14 protein-coding genes and 1 tRNA gene are annotated in these 12738 nt (G+C 51.0%); 9 read left to right on the forward strand and 6 right to left on the reverse strand.

The annotated features are described in order from the left end of the window. On the forward strand, positions 1-666 hold the full coding sequence (gene tpiA, locus McpCs1_RS07635; protein ID WP_338096667.1) for a triose-phosphate isomerase: 666 nt from the start codon (positions 1-3) through the stop codon (positions 664-666). Positions 667-788: 122 nt separating this feature from the next. Here tpiA and McpCs1_RS07640 read toward each other — a convergent pair whose 3' ends face one another. Then, the gene (locus McpCs1_RS07640; RefSeq protein ID WP_338096668.1) at positions 789-1358 is read right to left on the reverse strand and encodes a flavodoxin family protein; all 570 of its coding nucleotides are present in this window, start codon (positions 1356-1358) and stop codon (positions 789-791) included. Positions 1359-1823: 465 nt separating this feature from the next. Here McpCs1_RS07640 and McpCs1_RS07645 point away from each other — a divergent pair, with 465 nt between their 5' ends. Further along, positions 1824-2546, forward strand: coding sequence for a sugar phosphate isomerase/epimerase family protein (locus McpCs1_RS07645; protein ID WP_338096669.1), 723 nt, complete (start codon positions 1824-1826; stop codon positions 2544-2546). 8 nt (positions 2547-2554) lie between these two features. Beyond that, positions 2555-3301, forward strand: coding sequence for a hypothetical protein (locus McpCs1_RS07650; RefSeq protein ID WP_338096670.1), 747 nt, complete (start codon positions 2555-2557; stop codon positions 3299-3301). Between the two features lie 206 nt (positions 3302-3507). On the opposite strand, the gene McpCs1_RS07655 is transcribed toward McpCs1_RS07650, so the two are convergent. From McpCs1_RS07655 to McpCs1_RS07670, 4 genes are all read right to left on the reverse strand, one after another. Next, complete coding sequence (locus McpCs1_RS07655) at positions 3508-3858, reverse strand: type II secretion system protein E (protein WP_338096671.1); 351 nt, start codon at positions 3856-3858, stop codon at positions 3508-3510. A 35-nt stretch (positions 3859-3893) separates the two neighbouring features. Beyond that, a complete protein-coding gene (locus McpCs1_RS07660; RefSeq protein ID WP_338096672.1) occupies positions 3894-5336 on the reverse strand; it encodes a cobyric acid synthase in 1443 nt (480 codons plus the stop codon). 151 nt (positions 5337-5487) lie between these two features. Next, complete coding sequence (locus McpCs1_RS07665; protein ID WP_338096673.1) at positions 5488-6093, reverse strand: PH domain-containing protein; 606 nt, start codon at positions 6091-6093, stop codon at positions 5488-5490. Positions 6094-6204: 111 nt separating this feature from the next. Next, on the reverse strand, positions 6205-6642 hold the full coding sequence (locus tag McpCs1_RS07670) for a hypothetical protein (protein ID WP_338096674.1): 438 nt from the start codon (positions 6640-6642) through the stop codon (positions 6205-6207). Between the two features lie 354 nt (positions 6643-6996). Here McpCs1_RS07670 and McpCs1_RS07675 point away from each other — a divergent pair, with 354 nt between their 5' ends. Further along, complete coding sequence (locus tag McpCs1_RS07675; protein WP_338096675.1) at positions 6997-8226, forward strand: ornithine cyclodeaminase, nickel-pincer nucleotide-dependent; 1230 nt, start codon at positions 6997-6999, stop codon at positions 8224-8226. Between the two features lie 306 nt (positions 8227-8532). Then, positions 8533-9732, forward strand: a complete 1200-nt coding sequence (locus McpCs1_RS07680; RefSeq protein WP_338096676.1) for a purple acid phosphatase family protein — start codon at positions 8533-8535, stop codon at positions 9730-9732. Between the two features lies 1 nt (position 9733). Here the strand turns inward: McpCs1_RS07680 and McpCs1_RS07685 are convergent, their stop codons facing one another. After that, a complete protein-coding gene (locus McpCs1_RS07685; RefSeq protein ID WP_338096677.1) occupies positions 9734-10711 on the reverse strand; it encodes an archaeosine biosynthesis radical SAM protein RaSEA in 978 nt (325 codons plus the stop codon). Positions 10712-10803: 92 nt separating this feature from the next. Between McpCs1_RS07685 and McpCs1_RS07690 the strand changes: the two genes are divergently transcribed. The 4 genes from McpCs1_RS07690 to McpCs1_RS07705 all read left to right on the forward strand — a co-directional run bounded on the left by McpCs1_RS07690 (position 10804) and on the right by McpCs1_RS07705 (position 12737). Beyond that, positions 10804-11958 carry a hypothetical protein gene (locus tag McpCs1_RS07690; protein ID WP_338096678.1) on the forward strand — a complete coding sequence of 385 codons (1155 nt, stop codon included), beginning with the start codon at positions 10804-10806 and terminating at the stop codon, positions 11956-11958. Positions 11959-12020: 62 nt separating this feature from the next. Beyond that, positions 12021-12104 (forward strand) — tRNA-Ser (locus tag McpCs1_RS07695). A gap of 59 nt (positions 12105-12163) precedes the next feature. Beyond that, positions 12164-12406: a HypC/HybG/HupF family hydrogenase formation chaperone gene (locus McpCs1_RS07700; RefSeq protein ID WP_338096679.1), complete on the forward strand. Its 243-nt coding sequence runs from the start codon at positions 12164-12166 to the stop codon at positions 12404-12406. Then, entirely contained in the window at positions 12399-12737 is a 339-nt protein-coding gene (locus McpCs1_RS07705) for a hydrogenase maturation nickel metallochaperone HypA/HybF (RefSeq protein WP_338096680.1), read from the forward strand. The genes McpCs1_RS07700 and McpCs1_RS07705 overlap by 8 nt, the downstream gene beginning before the upstream one ends. The last annotated feature ends 1 nt before the right edge of the window (position 12738 follow it).

Raw genomic sequence — 12738 nt, forward strand, 5'->3', positions numbered from 1 at the left:
ATGGCATCTCCCCTTATTCTTATTAATTTTAAGTCGTACCGCGAGGGTGCGGGAAATAATGCCGGCCAGATAGGGACTGCGGCAGAGCTTGTGATGCAGGAGTCCGGGGTGACGATTGGTGTTGCTCCGCAGTTTACGGAACTTCATCCGTTCTGTAAGCATTATGAGATTCCGGTGTATGCTCAGCATATTGATCCTGTCGAGGGTGCGTTTACGGGACGTGTTCCTGCGTTTACGGTCCGTGCGGCAGGTTGTGTTGGGTCACTGATTAATCACTCTGAGCGCAGGTTGACGATTGCTGATATTGAGGCTACGGTTGCCGCGGCAAAGTTCCATCATCTGGAGTCGGTGGTCTGCACGAATAATGCGGCGGTGTCTGCGGCTGCTGCTCTGTTTGCGCCGACATATGTTGCGATCGAGCCTCCTGAGCTGATCGGTTCAGGCATTTCGGTTGCTACGGCAAATCCTGAGATTATCCAGAGCTCGGTTGAGGGTGTGCACCGCGTGAATCCTGAGGTGAAGGTTCTGTGCGGGGCTGGTATTCAGTCAGGCGAGTGCGTGAAGAAAGCGCTGGAACTTGGAGCGGACGGTGTGCTCCTTGCGTCGAGTGTGGTGAAGGCGAAGGATCCTGAGGCTGTGCTGCGCGATTTAATCTCAAAGATTTAATGTTTGCATGATTTTAAAGGGGGATCCACCCTCGAATACTTTTTTTTGGTAAAATTTGAAACGCGAATGGCACGAGTCGCATGCCGAAGGCATGCGACTCGCGTTTCAAACAGCAAAAAAAATTATTTGCGCATCTGTAAAATCAGATACGCCGTGTTCTGCGCAAACTTCCGCATCGTTGCAATGCCTTCTGCATCATCGGCAACCGTTCCTGCCGCATGGCCGAACGCGATATTCCAGTAGCTCGAACCCGGAACAATCATATCAGAGATGAAAAACATCATCAGCATCTCCTGCAGTGTTGCCGAGTGGCCGCCGCGGCGTGCGACAACAACCGGTCCGCCAACCTTTCTGGACAGCCAGTTACCGTTTACCCGAGCAACCATCGCAACGCGCTGAAGAAGATTCATCACATCTCCGCGTGCGGTTCCAAAGTAGACCGGAGCACCGATAATAAAACCGTCAGCCTCGCGGATGTCAGGGAGAATCTCGTTTAAGCCGTCCTGTAAGGAGCATTTACCAAGCTTCGCGCACTGGCCGCAGGCGATGCAGGACTGAATGGGGTTTCCGCGGAGCGAGAGAATTTTTGCGGTGAGTTCTGCCGCTTCCAGCTCCTCTTTGCATACATTCAGCAGGAACTCCGTGTTGCTATCTGCCCGCGGACTTCCTGAAATTAAAACTACGTCTGCCATATCTGTACCTGTTTCGTTTTTGGGATTATCAATCCGCTACAATATTACAGAGGGATTTTGCTCCGCATCCATTCAGAGGATTTTCCTCCTGAGTCGCAAGTCGCAAGTCGACAATCTACAATCTACAATCTACAGTCGACAGTCACAACTCATATGCTGGTTATCTAAAAGATGAAGCGCCCAATAATTTCTCCAACTGCCTCTGCTTTTTTCCCTCTGCAATTACTCATCTTTATTATTCTTTAGTGAAATAGAACTACAACAGGACTGAGTAGTTGTCATATTTCTTTTCGAAATATGGACATTCGCCCGCTTTTTTAGAAATTATGATCAGGATACGAGTTGCGACTGTAGATTGTGGACTGCGGATTGTAGACTTACGAGTTGCGATCACAAATCTTCCCGACCCTGCCAAATCGCCAAAGCCATTTTTTTCTCACAGCGCACACTACTACTATAATAGACATGTACTCAATATCCACCCACTGTCTTCACGCAGAACCGCTCAGCTCAGCCCTCGACAAACTTGTTCCCTACACCAACAACGTTGAGATCATGAGCGACGGCCCGCATCTGCTAACCGATACCAAACTTCTCGAATCCTACAGCTTCAAGTACAGCATTCACGCTCCCTCCCGCGGCGTGAACATTGCTTCCGTTCTTGAACCCATCCGCCGCGCATCAGTCGAGGTCATCGCCGACACCTTTGCCCTTGCCGCAGAAGTTGACGCATCGGTTGTTGTCCATCCCGGCTACTTTGCCTGGGAGTACGAGTATGAGCTTGCCGAACAGCACCTTCGCGCCTCCCTCGCACAGATTCGTGCCGAGTCCATTCAGTACGGCGTCACCTACTTTATTGAAAACATGGGCAACTGGGGCTACTTCTTCCTCAAAGAACCAAAGGACCTTTCCCTGCTTGACGGTGCCCTCTTCTGCCTTGACGTCGGCCATGCAAACGAGTGCGGCAACCTTGACCAGTTCCTTCCCTCCTCCTTCGCCCACGTGCATCTCCATGACAACAACGGCAAAAGTGACAGCCATGAATCAATCGGCAAAGGAAACATCAACTTTGACGTGGTAATGAAACGTGTCGCTGAAAACAATATCCAAACACCGGTCATCGAGGTTGAGTCCTTTGACGGTGCCCTTGAGACCCTTGACCTCCTCACCAAACGATACGGAGCGTAAACGCGGTGGTGAAGCTTACCTGGGAACAACGGCTGATTATTGCGCTCATCTGCATATCTGTCCTCGTCTACATGATAAAATTCATCGTGTTCGGTGATGACGGCGAGAGCAACACGCTCTCCTACATCTTCAACAGCCTCGGCTTTCTGCCGATCAACATTTTGATTGTAACCATCATCATCAACCGGCTTCTTTCCATGCGGGCAAAACAACAGCAGCAGGAAAAGATGAAGATGGTTATCGGCCTCTTCTTCTCTGAGATGGGGTCCCGCCTGCTCCGCCTGATTACCTCGTCAGATCCTGATGCGGGAGTTATCCGCGACACTCTTGCGGTCCATAAAACATGGGCGGCCGAGGATTTTTCCCAGGCAAAGCAGCAGCTTGCCTCCTGTAGGTTCCTTGCCTCTCCTTCTGCTGCAGATCTTATTGAGATTCGCAATCTCCTTGAGAAGCATCATGAGTTTCTGCTCAGACTGATTGAAAATCCTGTTCTTCTTGAACACAACAGCATCTCAAAACTTTTGCAGGATCTCTTCCATCTCGGCGAGGAGCTTGCAAGCCGCGGAAATATTGCCGATCTTCCAGAGACTGATATTGCGCATCTCGCAGGCGACGTGAACCGCGTCTACTCGCAGCTGACTTTTGTCTGGCTCGATCATATGGAGTATCTTGCGGCAAACTATCCGTATCTTTTGTCGCTTTCGATTCGCAAGAGTCCGTTCACGCTCCAGTGTGATGTGGTCGTTCGCGAATGAGTTGCCGGTTTTGAAATATTTGAAACGCGAAGAACGCGAATAAAAAATCGCCAATGGCGATTTTTCAAAAAAAATTGACTGTACTTCTCGAAATGAAGATGTTGTCTAAATAAAAATCTTAAAAATTGCCCAAGGCGTTTTTTTATTCCGCGAAGCTGCGAAGCAGTGAGCAGGCCGAAGGCATGCGATTCGCGTTTATCCGAGTTTTATTTCATGAAGTCAAGCCGGTCCCACCACTTCGCGGCAGGTTTTTCGGCTGTTTTCTCTTCCATTTCCCGCTTCTCCTCAAGATCAATCACATGGTGCATGACCCGCACCTCTTTTTTCAGCTCATCTATGCTGCGCAGAAGCATGTCCACATTCTTCTGCATTTTCGCAAACTCCTTGAAGTCGCGTTTGGGTGCGGGCGGCATCTCCCCTTTCTGCTCGGCCTGAAAGAGGCCTGCCTCGATCAGCCTGAGCACTGCCTCGTTACGGTCGACCTCCTGTTTTTTTGCAAACAGATCGATCCGCTCCGACAGTTCAGTATCCAGTGTGAATGATAACCTGAGCACCATCTCTCTCACTAAGTGGTTGGGTGCCGGACCCTGATTTAGTTAACCGTTGAGAGCGCTACAATTCGCTCCACGTCAAGACAGCTTTCCAGATGTCGTGCGAGGGCCGCATACGGATCGCCGGCATCGCCTGCCGGAGTGTAGGGAACATTCTTTTTTTCGGCAAGATGGCCGACAAGAGCATCGACCGCTTCTGCATTGGCGAACAGTCCGTGCATGTAGGTGCCAAAGAGGAGTCCGGTCTCGTCAACGCATCCCTCGTCCGTGAACGCGGGAGCTCCTGCAACACTGCTTTTGCCTGAGTGTATCTCGTAACCTGATGCGGTGTTCATTCGGGAAAGGATTGGTCCTTTTCCTTTTGAGACTCTTTTCACCTGACGGGTGATCTTGTCATAATGGTCAAAGATCGTGTGCACCGGAAGCAGATTCAGCCCTTCGTAGTCTGCGACAACTTCTCCTTCGATTGCGTTGTCGAAGATGGATGTTCCCATCATCTGGTATCCGCCGCAGATGCCTATCACCGGCTTTCCGGTTTTCGCGTAGGCAGTAATCTGGTCTGCGGCACCCGAAGACCTGAGAACTGCAAGGTCATCGACGGTGTTTTTTGTTCCGGGTAAAATGACCGCATCATAGGCGTCGAGCGAAGTTCCCGGCTCAACGTACTCAACTGCTGCGGCTTCTTCAAGCAGAGAGAAGTCGGTGAAGTTTGAGATGTGGGGGTAGCGGATGACTGCGACTCTGATATTTTTTACCGCAGGTATTTTGTCTGCGAGTGAGAGCGAGTCCTCTTCAGGAAGTGCAAGTTTCATCCAAGGCACGATGCCAAGTACCGGTATTCCGGTAAGATCTTCGAGAATTTTTCTGCCTGACTCAAAGAGCTGTGCGTCACCCCGGAATTTGTTGACGATGATTCCCTTCACCAAGGGGCGGACGTCATCCGGTAAAAGGGCGATCGTTCCATAGATCTGTGCGAATATTCCTCCGCGTTCGATGTCTCCGACAAGGATGATTGGTATCTGCAAACGTTTTGCGAGCTGGATGTTTGCAATGTCGCGGTCGTAGAGGTTCACCTCGGCAGCACCTCCTGCTCCTTCGACGATGATATTGGTGTACTCGCTTTTCAGTCGGTCGTATGCAGCAACTGCTTCGGCAAGCAGGTACTCGGTCTCTGTGTAGTAGTCGGCAATTTTGGTGTCTTTCCAGGGCTTTCCGAGAAGCACCACCTGCGAGACTGCGTTTCCTTTGGGCTTTAAGAGCACCGGATTCATGTCTGCGACCGGAAGGGCCCGGGCTGCGAATGCCTGGGTTGCCTGGGCGATGCCGATCTCTGCTCCCTCTTCGGTGATATAGGAGTTCAAGCTCATGTTCTGCGCCTTGAACGGTGCTACAGGGATGCCCCGGTCGCTGAGTATGCGGCAGATTCCTGCTGTTATTGAGCTTTTACCTGCATGAGAGGAGGTTCCGAGGACCATCAGAGACATGAGATACTCGTTTGCGGTGCGGAAAAATAATAATTTGGATTGATGTGGGTTTGTCCATAAATTCGTGTATTGGCAAACAATGTTTAGGATTGATCAGATCCGCCCATGGAGCTGTGATTAATGGCGAATATCGACTGATGTAAAAAAGAAATTATTTCCTCTCTTCGAGGAGTTTGCGAATAGCCGCAACTTCTGCGATGAGTGCGGTCATGTCGGCATTGGCTGTTGTCTGCGCAGTCACCTTCGGTGCACCGCCGGTTGCCGCAGGGCTTGGGGCAGTGCCGCGGACGAAGTCCATGATGAGTGCACGCAAGGGTTCAGGCTCTTCGATACCTTCAAGCGAAATCTCCGCAGATCCGTTCGTTCCTGAGTATCCGGCAGTCTGAATCTTGAGGTTAGAGATGCCGAAGATTCTCATGACCGGACCTTGGACAATATCAACATTGGTGATTCTGTTGTAGGGAACAATTCCGGTTTTGCGGAACCAGACACCGCGCTTCCAGGTCATCTCGGTCTCATTGAGATGGTAGACGACCGACTTGTAGTAGAGAACGACCCACACAACGCCGAAGACCAGACAGGCGATGAGAATTACTGCTGCTGCAATCGCAATGGATGCGCCAAGACCGAATATATCGCCAATGAACACCCAACCAAAACAGAGAGCCCAGATGAAGGCTATAAGTAAGATCGTGGCGATCGCGAGGTAGGGTTTGTACTTCAGTGAGGGTTTGAAGTCTTCTCCGAGTTGAATCATTATAGGGTTACGTCGTAGTGAGATGAGATAAACTTTCTTGCCTGTTTTGTAAAAAAGTGATGTAGATGACAACCTCAATCCATTTTTATGATTGAGATCATCATGCAGTTCTCAGTAGTATCCTCTCGGAATGTCGGTTGAGGAGTAGGTGTAGGTCTCACCGGTTTCTTTGTCAACAATCGTGTAGTGGATTACTCCGCTTGCATCGGTGGTCCAGGTCATGGTACTGCCGTCTTCTGTGACCGCGGTTCCGGATTGGTTGTTTCCAACAACACTGGTACCGTCAGTGCCCTGGTAGTTGATATCGCCGTTTTTGCTTCCGGTGACTGTAGATCCGTCGACTGTTTTTCCTGAATAGGAACCGTCAGGGTTGACCCATACTTCATTTCCTTCTTCATCAATACCGTAGTGGGATCCGTCGGCATTCTGGTACACCGTGACACCATCCTCAGTGTACACCTGAGTTACCACACCAGGCGTTCCCACACAACCTGCAGATACGGTCAGCAGGACAACACACATTATCAAAACAATCAGCAATCGCTTCATACATGAATGTCTTTCTTTCAGGTGATATATAGTATTTCTGATGAAATACTTGTGATGTGTGGATGGGATCGGATATTTTTCAGCCCAATGTTACATTAATTCTGAAAATCAATCTCGTTTTCATTGACAAAATCAAAAACGCAGCAATATTTATACATGTGTATTTTCCGGAAAAATATGCGCGAAACATTAATCAACAGAAATCGGGGGATGTGTGGTGATCCCTACGCGGCTTGTTTATTAACTTCAGCTGCTCATCACTCGTTATATTTTCTTCCGCGGGCTACTCAGAAACAATACTGCATCCTCCCCTCAGCCGAGATATTCATCTCGTCACGCGACTCATACATATACATGAAATTCTCGCGGGAGATCGAACTCAGGGGTCACATCGTTGACTCTGGCATTCTTGCCAAAGTAATGGACTGCGTTGTCGAGTACAACGGAGACTTTGAAACCGAGGAGTTCAGTCTCGGACGGCAGAAAACCGACCCGAGTTACGCCCGCATGCAGATCTCCGCCAAAACTCCCGAAGAGCTCACCCAGATAATCAGCGAACTCCGCAGGCTAGGTGTTCTCGTCTCCGGAGAAGAAGAGGTCACCCTCCAGAACGTTATCAAAGCAAAAGTAGCTCCCGAAGGCTTTTACTCAACCACCAACCACCCGACCTACATCCACCACGAAGGCGAGTGGATCGCGGTTGCCAACATGAAAATGGATGCCCTCATCTCTGTTGACACCAAAATGAAAACCGCGTCCTGCGTCGTGCAGGGTAAACTCCTTCCTGGAGACAATGTCGTCGTCGGCGAAGAAGGCGTCCGCGTTGACTTCCCCGAGCGTCCCCGTGAGATCGGTGTCTTTGAGTTCATGGGCGGCGAGGTCTCGTCTGAACGACCCAGCAAAACCATGATCCGCCAGATAGCAAAAGAGCTTCTGCAGATCAAACAGTCAGGCAAAAAGGTCGCACTCGTCGGAGGGCCTGCGATCATCCACACCGGAGCGTCTGAGGCAGTATCTGCCATGATCCGCGAGGGATACATCGACGTTCTCTTCGCAGGCAACGCCATTGCTGCGCATGATCTTGAGTACAGCATCTTTGGAACCTCGCTCGGCATGGACCTTCGCACCGGCGAGCTTGTCAGCGGTGGCCACCGTCACCATCTGTATGCCATCAACAAAATCATGGATGCAGGCTCCATCTATGCGGCGGTCAAAACCGGCATCGTGACGTCGGGCATCATGTATGAATGTATCAAAAATAATGTTCCGTTCGTGCTTGCCGGCTCCATCCGCGACGACGGTCCGCTGCCCGATGTCATCCAGAATGTGATCGATGCACAGGATGCCATGCGAAAACACATCCCTGAGCTTGGCATGGTCTTAATGGTTGCAACCCTCCTCCACTCGATCGCAGTCGGCAACCTCCTCCCCTCCCATGTCAAGACCATCTGTGTTGACATCAATCCGGCTTCCGTCACCAAACTCATGGACCGCGGAACATCCCAGGCGATCGGCATGGTCAGCGATGCGGGAACATTCATGCCCCTCCTCCTTGAAGAGCTGCGGGTTCTTTCCTCATCATAAATAAAATTTTGAAACGCGAATAGTGCCAATAGCGCGAATAAAAAAAATCGCCAATGGCGATTTTTCAAAACGCAAAAATAAATTCTGTCTCTCAGAATGAAGAAATTTTTCTAAAATAAGTAATATTAATAATATCTCAAAAATCGCCATTGGCGATTTTTTATTCGCGTTATTCCGCGAAGCAGTGAGCACGACGGAACGGCGTGCGAAGCGGTGAGCAGGCCGCAGGCATGCGATTCGCGTTTCAGAATGCAACACCGCATAACTCACTACATTTATCAACCATGAGTATCAACTCATATCTGTATGAATCTCAAAATAATGGTGTTCTCAATAACTCTCCTCCTTCTTTTTTGCGGCCCTGCCTGTGCAGGAGTTGCCATGGGTCCTTACATCACCCAGACAACCGAAAACTCAACAGTCATCAGTTTTGTAACCGACAACATCTCTGAAAGTCTCGTTGAAGTCCAGGGCTGTGATGCAGTCAGCGATCAGGCCGCCAAATATCATCATGTGCAGATTGCAAACCTTGACAAAAATACCGGATATCTCTACCGCGTCACTGCTGACGGAGAAATCACTCCCTGGTACCAGTTCAAAACATTCGGCAGCGGCAAAATCACCTTCGCCGTCGTCGGCGACACCCAGCAGATCGTCAACGACACCACCAACATCCTTGAGTTCTCGGAAACCGAACGTCACGGTCTCATCGCCGGAGACATTGCAGCGTCACATCCTGATATCGTGATTCACACAGGAGACCTCGTCTACGACGGATCCGTGTATGAGTACTGGACCGACTTCTTTACCGCGGCCGACCCCTACATCCACAATGTCACGCTCGTTGCAGCTCCCGGAAATCATGACATTCCCTACATCACCTACAGCCTCTGGCATGATCTCTTCGGCGACCGGTATTACACCGCTGACGCAGGTCCCGTCACCTTCATCGTCCTTGACACCAGCGTGAAAATCCGCCCCAACTACTATCCCGACGACGTCGTTGCCCTCCCTGACATCGATGCCCAGCTCGTCTATCTTGAGAGTGAGCTTGCAGTCGCCGAAGGCAGAAAAATTGTCATCTTCCACCAGCCGCTCTTCAGCTCCAACGATCCTTATCGTCAGCAGGTAACCGATGCCCAGCACGAAAAGATGCTGGAGCTTTTCGATTACTATAGCGTGGACTTCGTCTTTAGCGGGCATGAACACTGGTATGAGCATTACCTCATCGGCAGCACCCACCACATCATTTCTGGAACCAGCGGCGCTGCCATGATTCCGCAGGGGATAGCGCCAGCTCACGAGCTGAACAGCTTCCAGTATCACACCCTCGGCTGGCAGCTGTTTGAAGCAACCTCTGATTCAATCACCGGCAAACGGCTCATCGCAGCAGACATCAGTCCTGACAATCAGGACGTCCTGAAGACCTATCAGTCGACAGTCGCAGAAAAATATCGTGTTGGAAACCCTTTTGCAGCAATCCTTGCCGCATGGCAGAAAAAATAAATTATTGTGTTAAGGGCATGTTCCAGGAAAACTCGTTTTCCAGAACATACTCCCACTCTTTTCTGCAGGAACAACCCGCGTCCCACACCTGCTGAAGTTCGGACTTGTCCGCTGACAGCGAGTAGGCATTGATTGCCGCAACGATCTCCTTGTCGCAGGCTCCGCAGTTGTGCGGTCCGCGGCGGAATCCACCGCCGACTGGATCGCATGCAACCGGCACTTCTGCCTCCAGCAGAACTTTTACCGCAGACCACAGGTACGGCGGCCTGAACGAGCCTCTTTGCCAGTACTGCTCAAGCTCTGTTCGACCCTGCACCGTGCACAGGTTCATTGAGATCATATCTGCATAGGGTGCTGCCTCAGCAATCGATGTCTGCATATCCGCGAGAGCCTCGCTCTCGGTTAAAAACAGCGGCTTCATCATCAGATATGCTTTCACGCCGACCCCTGCATTATGGCAAACCTCTGATGCGCGAACGAAGTCTGCAAAGGAAAATCCTTTGTCGATTGACTTTTCCCGGATGGCGTCGTTCGTGGTCTCAAGACCCATCGCGACAGTCAGCGGATGTGCCTGACCCTGATCCAGGGTCTTCAAAAGTCTTGAAAGCCCCTCCTCAGTCACATACTCAGCGCGTGACTCTGCGATCACCGGCTTTCCGGCGAACAGGTTTCCAAACGAGTCCAGTACTTCTAACGGCACTTCATTTGGGTCAAACACACTGCCCGAGGTAAAGATCTTTCCAAGCCCATACTCATCACCTGCAAAATTCTCGGAAATCCAGGCAATCTGAGCGTTCATGTGCGCGATAAGCTCATCACGTGACGCGCAGCTGTTGCGGTCATTTTTGTAACCGCACATCCTGCAGCGGTTCCAGCTGCACCCGCCGGAAAGAAAAATTCCGGTGAGCGACGGCAGGACTTCGCCGAAATATCTGTCCTGTCCTTTCCAGGACGCGAGCGGTTTTACGGGTGCCAACATTCTCTGATATAATGGCATTGCAGTAGTTATCTTAGTTTGGTTGGCAGTGTCAACGGCAAAGACTATCTGTAAAGAAATTAACTAACTAAATTATGATTAACGGTACGAGAAAAACCCGTATTCTCCTTCTCGCTGCCGGTCTGCTGGTTCTGTTGTGTTGTGCAGGAACTGTGTCAGCGTACTCGTTTGATTTCATCACGCCTGACCCGCAGACCGCCACTCTGAAGATGGGAGTGGGATCCCAGATTGTTGTTGACTGCGTAACAGATAATATTCCAGCAGGTGCCACCATGCGCATTGTGCTTGCAAAATCCGGTGGAGGCGGAGGAACTGTGGACTCCAAATCGGTTGTCATCCAGTCCGACGGTCGTTTCGGTGCAACCTTTGAGACCTGGGAGCTCAAAGGCGGCATGTACACGGTGACCGTCTCCTCTTCAAAGGAGTACGATCTTGGCAGCAAGCGTGCCTTCTTCACCGTTCAGCTGGTCGATCGTACCAGTGAGCTGACCAGCACGTCCCCGAGAGTCCAGTACTCTACCACTGACGTTAAGGTCTCAGGCAAGGCAAGCGCTACCGGCGCAAAAGGCGTTGAGCTGACCATGTACGAGGGCAGCGTTGTCGACGGACGCGTAGTCTACGGCCCGTACTGGGTAGGAACTGACGAAAATGGTCAATTCTCCGAAGATCTTCCGGCAACCGGTGCAGGCATGTATCAGGTAGCAGTCAGGGACAAGGACGGCTACATCGGTCTTTTGACCTACACGCTGATGAGTGGAAGCCCGACCAGTTCTGTAACAGTCACAGCGACACAGACCTCATCAGGCCAGACGCTGACGGCAAATGCGGTTGCATCCAAAGCAAAACCTGCTTACTTCGCGATCAAGACCGGAACCGGACCAGCAACCATCACCGCATTCCGCGGAACCGACTGGACCCTTGAATACACGGTCAACGGTGGAACTCCGATCAAAGTCAACCAAAAAGATGAAAACTCTGACGAGTCCTTTACGGTCACAACGAGCGACGCAACCGTGAATCTGATGGTATATCCATCCAGCGGTGATGCGTCAGCAACCATCTATATCAATGGAAAGAATGTGGTCTCGCTTGCCGCAGATCCAAACCTCGCAAACACCTTCGGCAAGCCGGGCGCAGACCCGTCCGCAACCGAAAGCCCTGCGGGTGCCATCCTTCCGTTCCTCGGAGTCCTCGCGGCTGCCGGTGTTGTTCTCATGCGCCGGGCGTGACGCGACAAATCAGAACACAAATCTTTTTTTAGGCGGCATGCATATTATGAGTGGACTTTGATGCCGAGATAGTCTAGTCCGGAAAGGCGGTGGCCTTGAAAGCCTCTGGTGGTGACACCTCGGGAGTTCAAATCTCCCTCTCGGCGCTTTTACTGTTTTTCTTTATCGTTGTCTTTATCACTGTCCCTCACCAATATACCCTTATATGTGCATAGCTGTCCCTGCAGAAATTCTGGAAATACGTGACGGAAATGTGGCTCTCGTTGACTACGGAGACCTTCAGCAGGAGGTCAGAATCGATCTTGTTGATGTTGCGGTCGGCGAGTTTGTTCTCGTCCACGTAGGTTTTGCCATTCAGCGTCTTTCCCGCGAGGAGGGTCTTGAGACTCGCGAGCTGTTCAAGGAAGTCTATAAAGCGATGGAAGAGGGGCCCGGGCACCATGCATGAGTCCGGCATCGCATATGATATCTATGCGACCTCGAAACGTGCCGCCGAGGATAACGGTGCGATAAAGGTCAAAACAATTTACGTGGACGTCGGCTCGATGGCGATGGTCAACCCTGATCAGGTTGAGTTTATGTTTGGAACATTCATCGTTGACGACCCCATGTTTGATAGAACCAAACTGGTGTTTACTACCATCCCGCCGATCGCCGAGTGCGAGTGCGGCTACTGTGGCTCTGAGATTTTTGTCTGCCCGACCTGCGGAAAGCTGCCGCGTCTGGTGCAGGGCCGCGAAATTTTAGTGAAAAATATTGAAATCGATACCGAGGAGTAAC

Source organism: Methanorbis rubei, from assembly GCF_032714495.1.
Classification (GTDB): domain Archaea; phylum Halobacteriota; class Methanomicrobia; order Methanomicrobiales; family Methanocorpusculaceae; genus Methanocorpusculum; species Methanocorpusculum rubei.